Origin of the sequence: Ruegeria faecimaris (assembly GCF_900182615.1) — a bacterium.
Taxonomy (GTDB): domain Bacteria; phylum Pseudomonadota; class Alphaproteobacteria; order Rhodobacterales; family Rhodobacteraceae; genus Ruegeria; species Ruegeria faecimaris.
Window position 1 is genome coordinate 90426 of sequence record NZ_FXTE01000004.1, and the last position, 18565, is coordinate 108990.

Annotated in this window: 16 protein-coding genes; 5 read left to right on the forward strand and 11 right to left on the reverse strand. The window is 58.1% G+C overall.

Annotated elements, in window-relative coordinates:
* Positions 1 to 32: 32 nt before the first annotated feature.
* A complete protein-coding gene (metF, locus tag FN806_RS10005) occupies positions 33 to 899 on the reverse strand; it encodes a methylenetetrahydrofolate reductase [NAD(P)H] (RefSeq protein WP_142636642.1) in 867 nt (288 codons plus the stop codon).
* Positions 900 to 992: 93 nt separating this feature from the next.
* Here metF and FN806_RS10010 point away from each other — a divergent pair, with 93 nt between their 5' ends.
* Positions 993 to 1898, forward strand: coding sequence for a LysR family transcriptional regulator (locus FN806_RS10010; protein WP_142636644.1), 906 nt, complete (start codon positions 993 to 995; stop codon positions 1896 to 1898).
* Positions 1899 to 1994: 96 nt separating this feature from the next.
* Positions 1995 to 2780 (forward strand): inositol monophosphatase family protein, encoded by a 786-nt coding sequence (locus tag FN806_RS10015; protein WP_142636646.1) that lies wholly within the window; start codon positions 1995 to 1997, stop codon positions 2778 to 2780.
* 54 nt (positions 2781 to 2834) lie between these two features.
* Here FN806_RS10015 and bhcD read toward each other — a convergent pair whose 3' ends face one another.
* Genes bhcD through bhcA form a run of 4 tightly spaced genes read right to left on the reverse strand, consistent with a single transcriptional unit; the run spans position 2835 to position 7177 of the window.
* The gene (gene bhcD / locus FN806_RS10020) at positions 2835 to 3815 is read right to left on the reverse strand and encodes an iminosuccinate reductase BhcD (RefSeq protein ID WP_142636648.1); all 981 of its coding nucleotides are present in this window, start codon (positions 3813 to 3815) and stop codon (positions 2835 to 2837) included.
* A gap of 13 nt (positions 3816 to 3828) precedes the next feature.
* A complete protein-coding gene (gene bhcC, locus FN806_RS10025; protein WP_142636650.1) occupies positions 3829 to 4992 on the reverse strand; it encodes a 3-hydroxy-D-aspartate aldolase BhcC in 1164 nt (387 codons plus the stop codon).
* Positions 4993 to 5003: 11 nt separating this feature from the next.
* Positions 5004 to 5975, reverse strand: a complete 972-nt coding sequence (gene bhcB / locus FN806_RS10030; RefSeq protein WP_142636652.1) for a beta-hydroxyaspartate dehydratase BhcB — start codon at positions 5973 to 5975, stop codon at positions 5004 to 5006.
* An 11-nt stretch (positions 5976 to 5986) separates the two neighbouring features.
* A complete protein-coding gene (gene bhcA / locus FN806_RS10035; RefSeq protein WP_142636654.1) occupies positions 5987 to 7177 on the reverse strand; it encodes an L-aspartate--glyoxylate aminotransferase BhcA in 1191 nt (396 codons plus the stop codon).
* 189 nt (positions 7178 to 7366) lie between these two features.
* On the opposite strand from bhcA, the gene FN806_RS10040 reads away from it, so the two are divergent.
* Positions 7367 to 8209, forward strand: a complete 843-nt coding sequence (locus FN806_RS10040; protein ID WP_142636656.1) for an IclR family transcriptional regulator — start codon at positions 7367 to 7369, stop codon at positions 8207 to 8209.
* On the opposite strand, the gene FN806_RS10045 is transcribed toward FN806_RS10040, so the two are convergent.
* Both FN806_RS10045 and putA read right to left on the reverse strand, forming a co-directional pair.
* Positions 8174 to 8917, reverse strand: coding sequence for a rhomboid family intramembrane serine protease (locus FN806_RS10045; protein WP_142636658.1), 744 nt, complete (start codon positions 8915 to 8917; stop codon positions 8174 to 8176). The two genes, FN806_RS10040 and FN806_RS10045, sit on opposite strands and share 36 nt — an antisense overlap.
* A 42-nt stretch (positions 8918 to 8959) precedes the next feature.
* Positions 8960 to 12361 (reverse strand): bifunctional proline dehydrogenase/L-glutamate gamma-semialdehyde dehydrogenase PutA, encoded by a 3402-nt coding sequence (gene putA / locus FN806_RS10050; RefSeq protein ID WP_142636660.1) that lies wholly within the window; start codon positions 12359 to 12361, stop codon positions 8960 to 8962.
* A gap of 108 nt (positions 12362 to 12469) precedes the next feature.
* Between putA and FN806_RS10055 the strand changes: the two genes are divergently transcribed.
* Complete coding sequence (locus FN806_RS10055) at positions 12470 to 12952, forward strand: Lrp/AsnC family transcriptional regulator (RefSeq protein ID WP_142636662.1); 483 nt, start codon at positions 12470 to 12472, stop codon at positions 12950 to 12952.
* Positions 12953 to 12982: 30 nt separating this feature from the next.
* Positions 12983 to 13549: a tetratricopeptide repeat protein gene (locus tag FN806_RS10060; protein ID WP_142636664.1), complete on the forward strand. Its 567-nt coding sequence runs from the start codon at positions 12983 to 12985 to the stop codon at positions 13547 to 13549.
* Positions 13550 to 13596: 47 nt separating this feature from the next.
* Here FN806_RS10060 and FN806_RS10065 read toward each other — a convergent pair whose 3' ends face one another.
* The 4 genes from FN806_RS10065 to FN806_RS10080 form a co-directional block, all read right to left on the reverse strand.
* Positions 13597 to 15486 carry a PhoX family protein gene (locus FN806_RS10065; RefSeq protein ID WP_142636666.1) on the reverse strand — a complete coding sequence of 630 codons (1890 nt, stop codon included), beginning with the start codon at positions 15484 to 15486 and terminating at the stop codon, positions 13597 to 13599.
* 206 nt (positions 15487 to 15692) lie between these two features.
* Positions 15693 to 16688, reverse strand: coding sequence for an ABC transporter ATP-binding protein (locus FN806_RS10070; protein ID WP_142636668.1), 996 nt, complete (start codon positions 16686 to 16688; stop codon positions 15693 to 15695).
* Positions 16685 to 17719, reverse strand: a complete 1035-nt coding sequence (locus FN806_RS10075; protein ID WP_142636670.1) for a Gfo/Idh/MocA family protein — start codon at positions 17717 to 17719, stop codon at positions 16685 to 16687. The genes FN806_RS10070 and FN806_RS10075 overlap by 4 nt, the downstream gene beginning before the upstream one ends.
* Positions 17716 to 18555, reverse strand: coding sequence for a carbohydrate ABC transporter permease (locus FN806_RS10080; RefSeq protein ID WP_142636672.1), 840 nt, complete (start codon positions 18553 to 18555; stop codon positions 17716 to 17718). The genes FN806_RS10075 and FN806_RS10080 overlap by 4 nt, the downstream gene beginning before the upstream one ends.
* Between the last annotated feature and the right edge of the window lie 10 nt (positions 18556 to 18565).

Here is an 18565-nt window from a genome sequence, read left to right on the forward strand (position 1 = left end):
GCCTCGGGTGCACAGTCTGAAACAAGCGGATATCAAGCGACGTTCTGAAGCTCGGCCTTTGGTGTGACGCCAAGGGCAAAGCACACATCCCGGGTCAGTTCCGGCCGGTTCAGGGTGTAAAAGTGGAGCTTGTCCACTCCGCCCTCGATCAGGTCTGAACAAAGTTCTGTGCACAATGCGGTGGCCAGCAGGTCTTCGCGGTCGTCACGAATGGCCTTCTCAAAGGCATTCTCGATCCAATCCGGAATATGTGTCCCGCATCTGCGGGCAAAGTTGCGCGCCCCTTTCCAGTTTTCGATCGGCAGGATGCCCGGAACGATGGGCTTGTCGATCCCTGCCTTTTCACAGGCATCGCGGAAACGGAAAAATGTCTCGGCCTCAAAGAAGAACTGAGTCAGGGCTTCGTCGGCCCCAGCGTCCAGCTTGGCCTTTAACCAATCGACATCGGCGGAAAAATCCCGCGCTTCGGGGTGTTTGTCTGGATAGGCGCCAACACGGATGCTGAACATCTCGGTTTCTGCCAGCGCTTCGATCAATTCGACCGAGTCCGCGAACCCTTCCGGGTGCGGCACGAACCGATCCTGACCCTTGGGCGGATCGCCGCGCAAGGCGACGATGTTCTCCACGCCCGCCCGAGCAAAGGTATCTGCGATTTCCAGTGTTTCCTGACGTGACGCATCCACACAAGTCAGATGTGCAGCAACAGGCAGGCCAGAGGACTTGTGCAATGTGGCCACCGCATCGCGCGTCAGCTCGCGCGTGGTGCCCCCCGCGCCATACGTGACAGAAACAAAGCGCGGTTCAAGCGGTGCCAGTGTTTGCACCGTATCCCAAAGGCGGAATGAAGCCTCAAGCGTCTGTGGCGGGAAAAATTCAAATGAAACTTCTGGTCTTGTCATCTCGGCCTCACGGGTGAAATCTCTGACCCTTGTGCCAGCTTACGCATTGTGAGACAAACTCATATTATTCAAGAACAACATGAGTTCCACGCAATGCATATCGAATTCCGCCACCTGCGTACGATCAAAGCGATCCATGAATGTGGCGGGCTTGCCCGTGCCGCAGATCAACTGAACATCACTCAATCCGCGTTGAGCCATCAAATCAAAGGCCTAGAGGATCAGGCCGGGGTCGAATTGTTCTTGCGCCGGTCCAAACCGATGAAACTTTCGGCGGCCGGTTTGCGGCTGTTACGCCTGGCCGAGCAGATCCTGCCGCAGGTCGAGGCGACACAGCAGGAGTTCTCTTCTTTGCGCGACGGGCGCACGGGCCGTATGCATATCGCCATTGAATGCCACGCCTGTTTTGAGTGGCTGTTCCCGGTGCTGGAATCCTTTCGTAAATCCTGGGGCGATGTGGATGTCGATATCCGCCCCGGCCTAGCCTTTGATGCCTTGCCGGCTTTGCAAAAAGAAGAGGTCGATCTGGTTGTTTCCTCGGACCCAGAAGATCTGCCCGGTGTCGAATTCATCGAACTCTTTGACTATGACGCGGTGTTTGTCGCGGCTTCGACACACCCGCTTGCCCAGAAAGAGTTCATTGAGGCCGAAGATTTTCGGGGCCAGACCCTGATTACCTATCCGGTCGAACGGACACGGTTGGATGTATTCAGCCAGCTGCTGATCCCTGCGCGGGTTGAACCGGCTGCGATCCGGCAGGTTGAGCTGACCGCAGTGATCCTGTTGCTGGTCGCGTCAAACCGGGGGATATCGGTGCTGCCGGACTGGGTTGTGCGTGAGGTGAAGTATAATTCCGACTATGTTACCCGCCCGCTGACCAAGGCGGGCATTACACGTCGCCTTTATGCTGCAGTGCGCACCGAGGACCTTGAAAAACCCTTTGTGCAAGAGCTGATCAAGCTGGCCAAAACCGAGGCGCGCAAGCTGCAGGAGCAATAGGCACAAAACGCGGGTCTGCTATGCGTATCATTCCTCTTGGCAAGGGCGCATTGCCCCAGTATACGCGCGGTTTGACCGGACAGGAGCCTTTGGACAATGGTTGGCAGTGCAAACCTCAACATCATGATCAAAGCCGCGCGCAAAGCGGGGCGTTCACTGGTCAAGGATTTTCGTGAAGTCGAGAACCTTCAGGTGTCGATGAAAGGCGCCGGGGACTTTGTGTCCAAGGCAGACATTGCAGCCGAGGCGATCCTGAAAGAGGAACTGCTTGGCGCGCGCCCGACCTATGGCTGGCTGGCCGAAGAGGGCGGCGAGATTGCCGGCGAAGATCCCACCCGCCGCTGGATTGTGGATCCGCTGGATGGCACCACGAATTTTCTGCACGGCTTGCCGCACTGGGCGATCTCGATCGCGTTGGAACATAAAGGCAAAATTGTTGCCGGTGTGATCTATGACGCCGCCAAGGACGAGATGTTCTTTGCAGAAAATGGCGAAGGCGCATGGATGAACGACACCCGTATCCGCGTTTCGGGTCGTCACCGCATGATCGAGTCGATCTTTTCGACCGGGCTGCCTTTTGGCGGACGGTCTGACTTGCCTGCGACCCTGCAGGATCTGGCACGTCTGATGCCGGTCTGCGCCGGTGTACGTCGGTGGGGCGCAGCAGCGCTGGACATGGCTTATGTTGCTGCTGGCCGGTATGAAGGCTTTTGGGAACGCCGTCTGAATGCCTGGGATGTTGCCGCCGGGATCATCATCGTGAAAGAGGCCGGTGGCTTTGTGCAGGCTTTGAACCCGGAAGGTAACGTGCTGGAGGACGGCGAGGTCATCTGTTCCAACGAGCCCATCTTTGATCAGTTTTCCAAGGTCATCCGGGGCTGAGCCACCAACAGACAGGTCAAGCAAGCGCGCCCGATTGAGGCGCGCTTTTTCGTTTCAGAGGGTCGCGCGCTGGGCTAGATCCGCCTCTTCAGCCAATCGTGCAGCGACTGAGGCGACTGCAAGATCCTGCAACCCGACCCCGGTTCCATCAAACAGAGTGATCTGATCGTCGCTTGTCCGACCGGGGTGGTCACCATTGATGACGGCGCCGATGGGCGCGATTGCATCCTCGGTCAAGGCGCCAAGGTTGATGGCATGTTGGGCCTCGCCGATTGTCACGGACTGGGCGACCTCGTCGGTAAAGACAGTCGCCGCAGCGACGAGATCCGCGTCGACCTCCTGTTTGCCTTTGGTGTCGGTGCCCATGCAAGCCAGATGCGTGCCGGGCTTGATCCAGTCTTTCATCAAGAGCGGCTCAAAAGCCGAGGTGATGGTGATGATCACATCCGCCTGTGCGCCAAGCTCCTGTTGGCTGACGGCCTCGAATTCCAACCCAACCTCAGTGGCCACAGCTGCAAGGCGGGGCAGCATGTCGGGATGCGGGTTCCAGGCAATGACCTTTTCGAAGTCGCGCTGTTCCGCCGCCGCCCGCAGCTGGAAAGTTGACTGATGTCCGGCCCCGACCATACCAAGTACTCTTGCGTCTTGCCGCGCCAGATGCGCGATCGAAACCGCCGAAGAGGCCGCTGTGCGCACCGCTGTCAGGTAATTGCCCCCGACAAGCGCGGACAATCGCCCGGTATCGGGGTCGAACAGAAACACCGTGGATTGGTGGTTGGTCAGGCCCTTCGCCGCATTGCCCGGCCAGTATCCACCGGATTTGAGGCCCAGCACCTGACCGTCGCGGTCAAATCCCGATTTGAACCCATAGAGAACGTCGGCATGGCCCAAAGCCTCGCGGATAACGGGAAAGTTCCACGCGCCACCTTTAGCCATCGCACCGAACACAGCCTGTACAGCGTCAAAGGCCTGCTGGCGTCCTACCAGTTTCTCGCACAGATCTTCGCCTACAATCAGCAGGCCGTCGCTTTTCATAACATCCCTCATCTCAATAGGCTTTCCCGCGGGCCGAGACCGGCCACAGGGCTTCGACTTTGCCGCCCCGTACGCCCACATACCAATCATGGACATTGCAGGTGGGGTCACAGTGGCCCGGCACCAACCGCAGCTTGTCATTGACCTTCAGTACGCCGTCTGGATCCCCGATAACCCCATGCTCGTCCGAGCACTTGAGGTATTCGACATCATCACGCCCAAACACAAAGGGCAGGCCGCTATCGACCGATTGCGCCTTGAGGCCGGCGTCGCAGATGGCCTTGTCTGCTTTGGCATGGCTCATGATGCTGGTCAGGATGAACAGCGCATTTTCCCATTCTCCCTGATCAATCCGCTGGCCGTTCTGATCCAGAATCCGCCCATAATCCGCGTCCATGAAGGCGTAAGAGCCGCATTGCAATTCGTTGTAAACGCCCGAGTTACTTTCGAAGTAATAGGAACCGGTGCCGCCGCCCGAAACCAGTTCGCACTCGATCCCTTCTGCTTTCAACCCGGCGACAGCGTCTTCGACCATGGCAATGGCAACATCCAGCTTCTCTTTACGGGCCTCATAGGTATCGAGATGTTGCATCGCACCCTGATAGGCCTGAATGCCGGTGAATTTCAGATTTGGCGCTGCTTGCACAGCTTTGGCAATCTCGATGACCGCCGGTGTCGTGGTTACACCACAGCGCCCTGCGCCGCAGTCGATCTCGATGAACACTTCCAGTTCTGTGCCGTGACGCGAAGCGGCAGCCGACAGGTCGGAGATATTGTCGATATCGTCCACGCAGACAATGATACGTGCGCCGAAATTGGGCAGCCGTGCCAGTCGGTCAAGCTTGGCCGGGTCGCGCACCTGGTTGGATACAAGGATGTCTGTAATGCCGCCACGGGCAAATACCTCGGCTTCTGACACTTTCTGACAGCAGACGCCGATCGAACCGCCCAACCGTTCCTGCAGCTTGGCCACATCGACCGATTTGTGCATCTTGCCATGAACACGATGGCGCATCCCATGGGCCTTTGCGAAATCGCCCATCTTTCGGATGTTGCTCTCTAGCGCGTCCAGATCAAGGATCAGGCAAGGCGTCTGTATCTCGCTTTCGTCCATGCCGATCGCGGCGGGGATGTCGAAGCCGACTTCGAGGTCTTCAAAATTTACGGTCTTGTTCATGTTGTTTCTCCTTACCCTTTCAGCCAGGGCAGTTTGTCCAGGTCTACATTGCCACCGGTCACGATGACGCCAATGCGCTTGCCTCGGAAAACCTCTGGGTTCTTCAAAATGGTTGCCAGAGGAACCGCCGAAGACGGCTCCATCACCACGCGCAGGTGCTTCCAGGTCAGTTTCATCGCTTCGATGATTTCCTCTTCCGAGGCGGTAAAAATATCGGTCACGTGGTTGGATACGAAATGCCAGGTGTTTTCTTTCAGGGGCACCAGCAGCCCATCCGCGACTGTCTTGGGGGCGTCATCTGCGATGATATGACCGGCCTTGAAGGACCGGTAAGCGTCATCCGCCTGTTCCGGTTCCGCTGCATAAATTGCGGTCTCGGGCGCAAGGTTCGAAACCGTCAGACAGGTGCCTGAAATCATGCCGCCACCGCCGATGGGCGCGATAACGGCGTCCATACCACCAGTCTGTTCCAGCAGTTCGGCGGAGCAGGTGGCCTGACCGGTAATCACACGCGGGTCGTTATAGGGGTGAACAAATTCGCCACCGGTTCGGGCCTGAACCTCGGCAAATGTTGCTTCGCGCGAGCTTGTCGAAGGGTCACATTCGGTGATTGTTCCGCCATATCGGCGAACTGCATCCTTCTTGGCCTGCGGTGCTGTGCGCGGCATGACCACGTTGCACGGAATGCCGCGGCGACCGGCCGCATAAGACAAAGACAAGGCGTGGTTGCCGCTGGAATGCGTGCAGACACCCTTGGGCATCAAATGGTCTGCAAGGCCGAATACAGCGTTGCAGGCCCCACGCACCTTAAAGGCCCCGGCTTCTTGGAAATTTTCGCATTTGAAGAACAGCTGCGCGCCGGTCAGGTCATTCAGGTGGTCCGAAGCCATGACCGTAGTTCGGCGGATATGCGGTTTGATCCGATCATGCGCGACACGCATGTCCTCGATCGTCAGATCCGCGGCAGAGGGGTGATCCAACATTGTCATTCTCCTTACGCCGCGGCCTCGGTTCGGTTGCCGGGTGTGGCGCGAAAGTGTTCCTGGGCTGCTGCGACGCCAGAGCCCAACGTGATCGGATAGCTTAGATCGGCCATTGCCATCTCGATCGTACAGAGTCCGGACAGGACCATCGCATCTGTCAGACTGCCCAGATGCCCAATACGGAACGCCTTGCCGTGCAACTGGCCCAAGCCAACACCAAAGGACATCCCGTAGGTGTTAAAGGCATGGTCGGTCAGAATGTTGCTGTCGAACCCTTCGGGCACGTAGATTGCGCTGACCGTGTCCGAGTAAAGGTCTGGCGATTGAGCAACCAGTTCCAGCCCCCAAGCATCGACGGCGCGTCGGACGCCCTCGGCAAGCCGATGATGACGGGCGTAAACATTCGGTAAGCCTTCTTCAAACAGCATCTTCAGGCTTTCACGCAGCCCGTAGATCAGTTGCAGAGGTGGTGTATAGGGAAACCCTCCGGTCGCATTGGCCGCCATCATATCCCGGAAATCGAAAAAGGTCCGGTGCAGCTCTGCGGTTTCCATCGCGTCCAGCGCTTTCTGGCTGACGCAAAGGATGGCCATGCCAGTGGCCAGCATGAATCCCTTCTGCGATCCCGAAACCGCGATGTCGACGCCCCAGCGGTCGAACTCGAACGGTACAGAGGCCAAAGAGCTGACGCAGTCCACCATCAAAAGCGCCGGATGATTGGCGGCATCCATCGCCCGCCTTACAGCCCCGATATCCGAAAGCACCCCTGTCGCCGTCTCATTATGAGTGACCAGAACGGCGCGAATTTCATGCGCTTTGTCCCCAGTCAGAACCGTCTGAAATTGGTCGGCGGGGGCGCCGCTGCCCCAAGGGCAGTCGATGACCTGAACGTCAAGCCCGTGACGTGTACACAGATCAATCCAGCGGTGGCTGAAAACGCCATAGCGCGCAATCAGGACCTTATCACCGGGGCTGAGCGTGTTGGTGATTGCAGCCTCCCATCCACCTGTGCCGCTGGCGGGAAAGGTAACGATCTGGGCCGTAGCGGTATCAAAGACCTTCTTTGTGTCTTCCAGTACGGGTGCAAATGTCTGGACAAAGTCCGGCGCGCGATGATCCTGCGTCTGGACCTGCATGGCCAGGCGCAATCTATCAGGTATGTTGGTCGGGCCGGGAATGAAAACCGGGTTTTGGTTCGACATGGCTTGTTCCTCTGCTTTGGAGATAAGTGTCCGGGAAAAAGCTGCATTACGCAATTTTCTTGAAAAATATTTTCATTTATTGAAGATAAATATTAAGCTACTGATATATTATACTTTTCCGTTTTTCATTTTTACGTACAAGAAATCCGGACGCGAGAAACTTTGGACAGCTGAAAGGAAATGCCTGGGATGGAAACGCAGAAAAGGCCACGCGGCAGGCCAAAATCGCTGTTCAAGGAAAGCTCGGCCGGGACCATGCAATCGCTGGATCGGGCGCTTAGCGTTTTGACCACAGTAGCCAGTCTGGAACGCGCAGCACTCAGCGATTTGGCGCGCGAAGTTGATGTGCCCACGGCCACAACACACCGAATTCTGGTGACGCTGCAGAAGCACGGTTTCGTCGCCTTTGATGAAGAGCGTCAAGAATGGATGATCGGGATCGAGACTTATCGCACCGGAGCGTCCTTTCTACGCCGTAATGGTGTTATCGAAATCGGAAGGCCCATTTTACGCCGGCTGATGCAGGATAGCGGCGAAACGGCGAATCTGGCCGTTCCGGACGGGGCCGAAGTGGTGTTTGTGGGGCAGGTCGAAACGGCCAATCCGATCCGGGCCTTTTTTCCTCCGGGCGCGCGGACACCGATGTATGCCTCGGGCACCGGTAAGGCGATCTTGGCCGCGTTGAACGAGGCTGCATTGATCAAAGCGCTGGGCACGTTGGACACAAAGGTCTTCACGCCTCAAACACTGGTGCACGGCGATGGGCTGCAAAGCGATCTGAACCAGACCCGGGCCCGCGGGTGGTCGCATGATCGGGAGGAACGATACGAGGGGATGTCATGCATCGGTGCGGCCATCTTCAACGACCGGGGGGAACCCTGTGCGGGCATTTCCGTATCTGGCCCTACCGCCCGGTTCAGCACTGAACGCGCGCCGGAATTGGGCCGATTGGTACAAGCCGCCGCGCAAGAGGTTACCTTGCTCAGCGGTGGGCGCTTACCGGCGCGGGATGCGGGGGATGCGGGATTGTGACAGCTTGTATTTGTGCTCTGGATGGGGCGGATGCCCATGGGTGCGGTTCCAATAGTCACTCGCGCCGCGCCGCAACCAAAGGGGTATGCACAAGAGCAAACCAACAAGGAAGCCCCCGGTATGGGCCCAATAGGCGACGCCGCCCTCGTCGGGGTTGCTGGACAGGCTTCCAATGAACTGCATACCCAGCCACACGCCTAGCATGACAAACGCCGGGATCGAGAAGACACGGAAATAGATCACCAGAACAAGCAGGATGTCCACGCGCGCTTTGGGGAACATCAACAAATAGCCACCCATGACGCCAGCTATTGCGCCAGACGCACCAATCGTAGGGACCAGAGATTGTGGCGCTGTGACGACGTGGATCAGACCGGCCCCGATACCGGCGGCAAGATAGAACAGCAGAAAGGGCAGGTGGCCCATCTCGTCTTCGAGGTTGTCGCCGAAGATCCACAGGAACAGCATGTTTCCTGCCAGATGCATCCAGCCGCCATGCAGGAACATCGAGGTCACGAGGGTCTCAAGCGTATAGCCGTCCGTAATCCGGGCGGGCACCACCGCATAGTCGGTATACAGCTGGGTGATCAGCCGCTGGTTCTCCATGCTTCCCGCATAGCTGAGGAAAATCAGGATATTTGCAGCCATCAACAGATAGATGACATACGGTGTGCGTCCCGAAGGGTTATGGTCACGAATTGGAAACATGGTGCGACGCTGGGCGGTTGGCTGCCCAGCGTCAAGGCCTGTTTAGGCCGCACCCCCCAGCAATGCGGCATTCCCACCCGCAGCAGTGGTGTCGACACAGACATGTCGTTCTCCCAGAACGCGGGTGCGATCTGGCTGGCCGGGGATCAGAGGGATGATCGGGCCTGCACGCCGGGACAGATGACGCTCGATTTCCTGACCGGTTGCGTCGTCGCCCCACCACAATACGCCTGAGAAGCCAGTCAGGTTTTCAAGCCGGTGCAGGTCTAACGCGCCGATAGCAGTGATAGCCCGCCCGCCCAGTGCTTTGACCGCGTTGGCCTGCGCTTGTGCGGCTTCAACTCCGGGACCCATACACAATAGCGGTGCGCGTGAGAATTCACTCAGGCGGTTCGATTCACCCGTCGGACCGGGCAGCAACCGCGCCTTGATCTCAGCAGATTTTCCTTCTGGCAATGGTAGATCGGTCATATCGGTGGACCATTGCTCGGGACTGACCTGCCGGTCCGGGGCGCAGAAACGGGTCAGGTAGTTCGGCCCGCCCGCCTTTGGGCCGGTCCCCGACAGACCCTCGCCGCCAAAGGGTTGCGATCCAACTATGGCGCCGATCTGGTTGCGATTGACGTAGATGTTTCCGGCATGAACAGCTTCGGTGATGTGTTGAACGCGGTCGTCGATCCGTGTGTGCAGGCCAAAGGTCAGCCCGTATCCTGTGGCGTTGATATCGGCGATGATCTGATCCAACTCCGAGGAATTGAACCGTACTACATGCAGGACGGGGCCAAACACCTCGCGCTCCAACTCGGCAATGCCGGGGATTTCGATAAGGGTTGGGGCGATGAACGTGCCGTCGCCAGGGACGGACATCTCTTTCAGGACACGCCCTTCGGACCGTGCCAATGCGATGTGATCAGCGATACCAAGGCGTGCATCTTCGTCGATCACGGGACCGCAATCGGTTGAAATCAACCAGGGATCGCCAACCAGCAGCGCGTCCATGGCCCCTGTCAGCATGGTCAGAAGATCATCGGCAATGTCTTCTTGGACATAAAGACAGCGCAACGCCGAGCACCTTTGTCCCGCTGATTGGAATGCGCTTTCGATGATCGACTGAACCGCCTGTTCGGGCAGGGCGGTGCTGTCCACGATCATCGCATTCAGACCACCGGTTTCCGCGATCAGAGGCGTTCCCGGTCGCAAGTTTCCGGCCATGGCTGCACGGATTTTCAGGGCGGTCCCGGTCGAGCCGGTAAAGGCCACTCCCGACACCCTCGGGTCCGAGGTCAGGGCTGCGCCCACCGATGGACCGCCCGGCAGCAACTGTAGCGCGCTGCGTGGCACTCCGGCCTCGTGGAGCAATTCAACGGCGCGATGCGCGATCAATGGTGTCTGCGGTGCGGGCTTTGCCAATACCGCATTCCCAGTGGCCAAAGCGGCGGATATTTGACCGGTGAAAATGGCCAGCGGAAAGTTCCACGGGCTGATACAGGTGAACACACCCGCTGGTTCTGCGTCGGGTATATTCGCCGCATAATAGCGCAGGAAATCTACCGCCTCGCGCAGTTCGGCGACTGCATCGGGCAGGGACTTACCAGCCTCACGGGCCAGCAGGGCGAAAAGTTCACCGAAATGGGTCTCGTAAAGGTCGGCGGCGGCATTCAGAACCTGCGAGCGTTGATCTGCCACTACCTGCCAGGGGGTGGCTGCAGTCAAAGCAAGCTCGACATCTTGTGCGCTGGCCGGGGCAACGGCACCGGGGCGATCCCGCGACTGTGCGGGGTTGACGATGGGCTGATCGTCATCGGGCCGCGCATCGCCGGACAACAACGGGCGCGCACACCAGTGATGCGTCCGAAACGCGTCCCGCGCGGCGTTGACCCGGTCCAAAGTGGGAATGTGCCGCAGGTCAAACCCCTGCGAATTGGGCCGCTCGGGTTGAAACAGCTCGGGTCCGGTTGGAATGGCGCGCGCCGGCTCGAGGAGAGTGAGAAACGGATCGGCCGCAACCTCCTCCGGGGGAACAGTATCATCCACGATTTGGTTCACGAATGAAGAGTTTGCACCATTCTCAAGCAGTCGCCGCACCAGGTAGGCCAGCAAGTCACGATGGGCCCCGACAGGCGCATATATGCGGCAGCGTGTGTTGTTTGCGTTCTTAACCAGATGGTGCAGGGTTTCTCCCATCCCGTGCAGCCGCTGAAATTCGAAAGGCTGATCAGTTGCCATTTGCAGAATTGTACTGACCGTATGGGCGTTATGGGTGGCAAACTGCGGATAGATCCTGTCGGTCATGCCCAGCAATTTTCGCGCATTAGCAATATAGGAGACATCGGTCACGGCCTTGCTGGTAAACACCGGAAAACCCTCTACGCCTTCAACCTGAGCGCGCTTGATTTCGGTATCCCAATAGGCGCCTTTGACCAGCCGCACCATCAGTTTGCGGTCATAGCGCTCGGCCATTCCATAGAGCGCGTCCAGAGCGATTCCAGCACGCGGACCATAGGCCTGAACCACAATTCCGAACCCGTCCCATCCTGCGAGTGCAGGCTCGGCCATCACCGCTTCGATGACCTGCAGGGACAGCGACAGGCGGTCGGCCTCTTCGGCGTCGATGTTCAGGCCCATGCCAGCGGCTTTGGCCAAAAGGCACAGAGCGCGCAGGCGCGGGACAAGCTCGGCCATCACTCGCTGTTCCTGGGCCAACTCATACCGGGGGTGCAGTGCTGACAGCTTTACCGAGATGCCTGGATTGGCGCGAATGTCATCATGGGTGCAGGCCTCTGCAATGGCGGTGATGGCACGGGAATAAGACAAATGATATCGTGCCGCGTCGGCCTCGGTCCGTGCGGCTTCACCCAGCATATCGTAGGAATAGGTATAGCCCTTGGCCTCCGTCCCGCTGGCACGTTCCATGGCCGACTGGATGGTCTCGCCCAGCACGAACTGACGACCCATTTCCTTCATTGCGCGCCCGACGGCCGTGCGGATAACCGGTTCACCCAGTCTTTTGATCGCACCTCGCAGGGCACTGACAGGCGAGGGCTTGCCGTCGTCGAGGACTTTACCGGTCAGCATCAGCGCCCAAGTCGAGGCATTCACCAGCGGCGAGGAGGATTGCCCAAGATGCTTGCCCCAGTCGGACGGCGCGATCTTGTCTTCGATGAGAGCATCGATCGTGTCGGCATCCGGCACGCGCAGCAGCGCTTCGGCCAGACACATCAGCGCCACGCCCTCATCGGTAGACAGGCCATATTCGGCCAGAAACACCTCCATCATGCCCGGCGATGTACTGGATCGAATATCACGCACAAGCTGGGCGGCTGCCGCACAGATTTGGGCTCGATCAGTTTCAGACAGCGCGGCATGATCGATAAGATTGTCGAGAACGGCGGTTTGATCAGCGTAGGTTTGGCTGTCGATATGGGTGCTCAGGCTGTGTGACATGAATCCTCCAGACTTTTGTTGAATATAATGTCGATTTCTCAGGACGATTGCCGTATTTTTTAATTCATCTGGTCGGATGGACTGTATTTAGGGGATAATGCCGTGCAAATGAGCTTTCCGGATTTGGATCGGTTTGATCGAGCGATCTTGGCGATTCTCTCAGAGGATGGGCGCATATCAGTTGCCGACCTAGCGCGGCGGATCGGGCTGTCGAAATCCCCAACCCAGGCGCGTCTAAAGCGACTTGAGGCTAGCGGGGTGATCACCGGGTATCGCGCCTTACTGGACCCGATCCGACTGGGGCTGGACCATGTGGCTTTTGTCGAGGTGCGCCTGACCGACACAAGAGAGAAGGCACTGGCCGAGTTTAACGCCGCAGTCCGCAAGGTGCCCGAAATCGAGCAAGCCCATATGATCGCGTCGAATTTCGACTATCTGCTGAAAATCCGCACTGGTTCAATGTCGGAATACCGCGCCGTTTTGGCTGAGAAGATATCCTCGCTTCCGCATGTGGCGAATACCTCGACCTTTGTGGCGATGGAGGCAGTTAAGGAAACCGTTGTTTCAGGCGCTTTGGACAGGGTGGGTTGACGAATTGCGCAAGCGCGTCACCATACGCGTATGAAGCGTTTTGTGTTCCCTCTGCTAGTGTTGGTGGCCCCTCCGGGTGTCGCCTGGTCTGAAGTATGCCCGTCCTCGCCGGATCATACCGAAAGCATCTCGGCCGTAATCGCGCAAATTCAGGATGTTGGAAACGAGGCCGAAGCCCAGACATTTTCCAATCAATTATGGGAGTTCTGGACCGATGCGCCCGACGCTGTTGCGCAGGCCGTTCTGGACCGGGGCATGACCCGCCGCAGTGGCTGGGACCTTCGGGGCGCCATCGAGGAGTTTGACAAGCTCATCGAATACTGCCCGCACTATGCCGAGGGGTACAATCAGCGCGCCTTTGCATATTATCTTAGCCAGGATTTCGCATCTGCACTGCCGGATCTGGACAAGGCGATCGAGCTGTCTCCGAACCATGTCGCGGCGATCAGCGGGCGCGCCCTGACGCTGCTTGGCTTGCATCGGATTGATGAAGCCCGTGTGGCACTGTCACATGCCTTGGAGCTTAACCCCTGGCTGTCCGAGCGCCACCTGATGGCTCCGGGCGGACCGTTGGAGCCGCCAGGTAAGGATATCTGAGGAATAGACGTCCCCGATCCATAGGACCGGGGACAATCTGGAACAGCTTAACCGACCAGCCCGTTATCGGTGCGCTTGATCGTGATCACCGATGAGCGCGGCGTGCCTCCATCCGGCCATTCGCTGCCGGGATGCTGAATGCCGACAAACATGGTGCGCAGATCGCTGGACCAAGCCAGCCCCGTGACCTCACACCCGTTTGGACCGGTCATGAAGCGGGCGATTTCGCCCGTGACCGGATCACCGACCAGCATCTGGTTGTTGCCGTGGCCTGCAAAGTCTTCTTCGTTGTCGTCATTGCCGTCGGTCTGGATCCAGACCAGACCAGTCGAGTCAATGGTCATTCCGTCGGGTGAGTTGAACAGGTTGCCCTCGTTCACATTGGCCGATCCGGCGCGGGCGTCAGAATGCACTGTCGGATTACCCGCCATGACATAGAGATCCCAAACGAACGCGTCGGCTGCGTGGTCGTCGTTGTCCGGTTTCCAGCGAACGATCTGGCCATATTTATTGGCCTCACGCGGGTTGGGGCCATTGGTCGACGTGTCGTCTCCCCCGGCATTTGGTTTCACGCCGCGGTTCTTGTTGTTGGTTAGGCAGCAATAGGCTTCGACCGCTACCGGGCTGGACGCCACCCATTCAGGGCGATCCATGGTCGTGCCACCCGCCTTGGATGCCGCCAATCGGGTGAAGATCGCAATATCCGCCGCATCCATGCCGGTTGCATCCGGCGTCAGCGGCAGCCAGGTGCCTGTCATGTCGTCATCGAATTTCGCCACATAAAGCGTGCCGTCGTTCAACAGATTCTGGGTTTCGCCGCCGGGCTGATAGGTGCCGTTCGAGACGAATTTGTACAGATACTCGCCCCGCTCATCATCGCCCATATAGACAACCACGCGGCCATCAGCGGCCAGAGTCACCTCGGCATTCTCATGCTTGAAACGGCCAAGGCCGGTGTGTTTGACCGGGGTGCTGTCCGGTTTGGTCGGGTCGATTTCAACGATCCATCCCACTCGGTGCGGCTCGTTTGGGTTTTTGGAGGTGTCGAACCGCGGATCGAACAGTTCGTAGCCATTCCAGCTTTCGGCTTTGACGCCATAGCGCTTGAAGCCGTCCGCGACCTTTTGATCGTAGCTGGCGTTTTCGTCGCTGGACCCGAAATAGCCGTTAAAGTTCTCTTCGCAGGTCAGATACGTGCCCCAGGGCGTCTTGCCTGCACCACAGTTGTTCATGGTGCCCAGCGAGGTTGTGCCGGTCGGGTCGGCCTCGGTCTTCAGCAGGTCGTGGCCGGCAGCGGGGCCGACGATGTTCATCTCAGTGTTGTGGTGGATGCGCCGGTTGAACGGGCTGTCCTTGACCACGGACCAACCTTCGGGGCCTTCGGTGATTTCCATCACGGTCACACCCTGCAGGTTCTGCAGTTTGCGCACGTCGTCAGCACTGGCCGGAACACCTTCCTGCGCAGCGGGCAGGTTGATCTTGCCGTTGGGATATTCGTGATTGATCGCGATCAGCTGGTGGCCCTGGAACGTGAATGTATGCATCCCGTCTGTATTCTCGCCAAATATTCGGTCCGAGCTCTCGACCGGACCTCCCTCGGCGATGTCATAGCCATCGGCATCCGAAAACAGCGGATCGCCCCAGCGCATCAAGATTTTCCACTCAAACCCTTCAGGCACATGGACGGTGCCATCAGTTTGTGCGGGAATCGGGGTGAAGGCGAACCGGGATGCTGCCTGTGCCTGCGCCGAGGTCGAACCAAGTAGGCAAGTACCCATCGCAGCCGCGCCAGAGCCAAAGGCCACGACACCCGCCAGAAATCCACGGCGGGAAATTGCGCTTTCGACAACGCGGTCAAAGTCGTTTTCTTCGGGGCGGGGGAAATGCAGCTCGTCCCAATCGTCGGCGGAAAGTGTGGTAGGGTCAACGTCTTTCATGGATTGCTCCTGGCTGTCTGTGAAAAGTCGATGAAACGGATTTAGGGGGCATTTGTGACAGGGTAATAACAGCACCATTAACAATGGTGCCGGGATACTCAGGAAACAGATAAACTTTGGATGCGTTAGGATACGCCGATTGGATCAGTCCGTCAAAACGGGCTGATGACATCTTGTTTTTATTGGTTTTTTGCCAGGAAAAGCGGTCAGGTAAGGCGCTGACCGTCCGCAGTGAACCGATAGGCCTTGTCCGGTGAATAGGCGAAACGCAATTCCTGCCCTTCGGATATCGCATGCTGGCCAAACAGCCGGGCGGTTATGGCGTGTTCATTGATCTGCGCGATGACATTTGTGTCTCCGCCCAACTTTTCGACATGGCTGACACGCGCGGTGAGTGGTCCGTCATCTGCAACAAACAGGTCCTCGGGCCGGATGCCAATCGTGTTCTGACCGCTTTCGTTCAGCAACCCCTGCGGCAAGAAATTCATTGACGGAGAGCCGAGGAACCCTGCTACGAACTGGTTCGCGGGATTGTTATACAGTTCCATCGGGCTGCCGATCTGTTCTACCCGGCCGTCACGCAGAACAACGATCTTGTCGGCCAGGGTCATGGCTTCGGTCTGGTCGTGGGTAACATAGATCATCGAGGCGTCCAGTGCTCGGTGCAGGTTGGCGATCTCGATTCGCGTATTCATGCGAAGCGCGGCATCCAGATTGGACAGAGGCTCATCAAACAGGAACAGTTTGGGTTCGCGCACGATGGCGCGGCCAATGGCAACCCGCTGACGCTGACCGCCTGACAGTTCGGACGGGAAGCGGTCCAGATAGGGTTCCAGGTTCAGCATCCGGCTGGCTTTGGCCACGCGGCCTTCGATTTCCGATTTGGGCTGCTTTTCCTGCTTCAGTGCAAGGGTCATATTGCCCCGAACGCTGAGGTGGGGATAGAGCGCATAGCTTTGGAATACCATCGCAATGCCGCGCTTGGATGGCGGCACCAGATTGACCTGCTGCCCGCCAATGTTGATCTCACCGGACGATGCATCCTCGAGCCCGGCAATCACCCGTAGCAAAGTAGACTTGCCGCAACCAGAAGGGCCGACAAAGACGACAAACTCGCCGTCTTCGACCTCAAGCGTGATGTCTTTTAGGACATGCACATTGCCGAAGGATTTATTGATTTTGTTCAGCGTCAGGGCGGTCATGTCGCTTGCTCCTCAAAGGAAACGGGCTGGCCAGTGCGGATGCTTTCATCTGCGGCCAGGCAAATGGCAAGGGATTGGACAGCGTCATTCATATGACGCGTCAGGTCTATGTCTTCGGCGATGGCGCGCAGCATATAGCCCTGTTCGGCATCGCAGAGTTCCTGGTGACCGGGTTCACCGGGCATGTCGATTGTGTGGTCGCCTTGCGGTGTGTGGACTAGCAGACCGCCAACCTTTGTGTGGCCGTCAATATCCGCCGAGGCGCCCTTGTTCCCGTCGGTGATCGAGACCGAACCGTTGGGCGACACTATATCTTTCACGAAGAATGCGGTTTCCGACATCATCGGGCCCCAGCCGGCCTCATACCAGCCGACCGAGCCGTCATTGAAAACCACCTGAAACTGCCCGTAATTGTACATGTCGGGCGCGATCTCATCGGACAGCCGCAGACCCATTCCGTGGACACGGACGGGCCGGGCATCAGTGATCTGGCACATCACATCGACATAGTGAACGCCGCAATCCACGATGGGCGAGGTGGTCTGCATCAACGCTTTATGCGTCTCCCATTCCGCACCGTTGGATTGTTGGTTCAGGTTCAGGCGGAATACATAAGGCCCACCCAGGTTGCGGGCCTCGGCAATCAGCCGCACCCACGAGGGGTGGTGGCGCAGGATGTAGCCAACAACCAGCTTGCGGTTCAGTCGGATGGCGGTTTCGACCACGCGCCGCGCATCAGCGACATTGGTGGCCAGCGGTTTCTCTACAAAGACATGCGCCCCGGCTTCCATCGCCGCACAGGCATAATCCGCATGGCTGTCGGAATAGGTGGCGATCACGACCAGATCCGGGTTTGTTTCGGCCAGCGCGGTTTCGAAATCCGAATAGGCAGGATAATCCGCCAGATCGGGGTCATCCACGCGCCCGGATCGGTTCACCAGCCCAGCAATTTGCACGTCCGGGTGATGGTGATGGGCCAGCGCGTGGCTGAACCCCATATTGCCAAGACCTGCGATCAGAACACGTGTCATTTGACAGCCCCTGACGTGATGCCGCGGATCAGCTGGCGTGAGAATATGACATAGAGAACCAGGACCGGCAGGATTGCCATCGACAAGGCTGACAGGACCGCGTTCCAGTCGGTGACAAATTGACCGATAAAGACCTGGCTGCCCAGCGTCAGGGTCTTGGTCTCTTCGGCGGGGGCCAGGATCAGCGGGAACCAAAGGTCGTTCCAGATCGGGATCATGTTGAACACCGCCACCGTCGCCATGGCGGGCCGCACCAGTGGCAGCACCAGGCGGAAGAAGATCGTATATTCCGACAGCCCATCAATGCGCCCGGCATTCTTAAGATCATCACTGACCTGTCGCATGAATTCGGACAGGATGAACACAGCCAGCGGCAAACCCTGTGCCGTATAGACCAGGATCAGCGCCCAAAGTGAGTTCACCAACCCGGTCGCCACCATCATCTCAAGGATTGCGACAGTGCCGATGCGGATCGGAATCATGATCCCCAGTGCCAGATACAGGCCCATCAGCAGGTTGCCTTTGAACTGGTATTCGGACAGCGCATAGGCCGCCATGGCACCGAACAGCAGGATAAAGAACAACGACGCCACGGTGACGATCATCGAGTTCTGAAAGTAGAGGAAGAAATCTCCCTGCTTCATCACCGTCTCATAGCCGATCAGCGAAAAACTGTCTGCGTTGGGCAGGGCCAGCGGTTCGCGAAAGATCGACCGGCGGGTTTTGAAGCTGTTGATCAGGATCACAAAGACCGGGAACAGCGCGATCAGCGTGTACAGGATCAACCCGGCATGCATTGCTGCGGTGTTGAGGGGGTTTTGGCGTGCTTTGTTCATCACTTGGCCC

Bases quoted from the DNA above. Each gene is read 5' to 3' on its own strand.
- FN806_RS10070 (WP_142636668.1), bottom strand. From the start codon at position 16,688: ATGACCGCCCTGACGCTGAACAAAATCAATAAATCCTTCGGCAATGTG.
- FN806_RS10080 (WP_142636672.1), bottom strand. From the start codon at position 18,555: ATGAACAAAGCACGCCAAAACCCCCTCAACACCGCAGCAATGCATGCC.
- bhcB (WP_142636652.1), bottom strand. From the start codon at position 5,975: ATGTTGGATCACCCCTCTGCCGCGGATCTGACGATCGAGGACATGCGT.
- putA (WP_142636660.1), bottom strand. From the start codon at position 12,361: ATGTCACACAGCCTGAGCACCCATATCGACAGCCAAACCTACGCTGAT.
- bhcD (WP_142636648.1), bottom strand. From the start codon at position 3,815: ATGAAAAGCGACGGCCTGCTGATTGTAGGCGAAGATCTGTGCGAGAAA.
- FN806_RS10010 (WP_142636644.1), top strand. From the start codon at position 993: ATGCATATCGAATTCCGCCACCTGCGTACGATCAAAGCGATCCATGAA.
- FN806_RS10065 (WP_142636666.1), bottom strand. From the start codon at position 15,486: ATGAAAGACGTTGACCCTACCACACTTTCCGCCGACGATTGGGACGAG.
- bhcC (WP_142636650.1), bottom strand. From the start codon at position 4,992: ATGAACAAGACCGTAAATTTTGAAGACCTCGAAGTCGGCTTCGACATC.
- FN806_RS10040 (WP_142636656.1), top strand. From the start codon at position 7,367: ATGGAAACGCAGAAAAGGCCACGCGGCAGGCCAAAATCGCTGTTCAAG.
- metF (WP_142636642.1), bottom strand. From the start codon at position 899: ATGACAAGACCAGAAGTTTCATTTGAATTTTTCCCGCCACAGACGCTT.
- FN806_RS10075 (WP_142636670.1), bottom strand. From the start codon at position 17,719: ATGACACGTGTTCTGATCGCAGGTCTTGGCAATATGGGGTTCAGCCAC.
- FN806_RS10060 (WP_142636664.1), top strand. From the start codon at position 12,983: ATGAAGCGTTTTGTGTTCCCTCTGCTAGTGTTGGTGGCCCCTCCGGGT.
- FN806_RS10045 (WP_142636658.1), bottom strand. From the start codon at position 8,917: ATGTTTCCAATTCGTGACCATAACCCTTCGGGACGCACACCGTATGTC.
- FN806_RS10015 (WP_142636646.1), top strand. From the start codon at position 1,995: ATGGTTGGCAGTGCAAACCTCAACATCATGATCAAAGCCGCGCGCAAA.
- FN806_RS10055 (WP_142636662.1), top strand. From the start codon at position 12,470: ATGAGCTTTCCGGATTTGGATCGGTTTGATCGAGCGATCTTGGCGATT.
- bhcA (WP_142636654.1), bottom strand. From the start codon at position 7,177: ATGTCGAACCAAAACCCGGTTTTCATTCCCGGCCCGACCAACATACCT.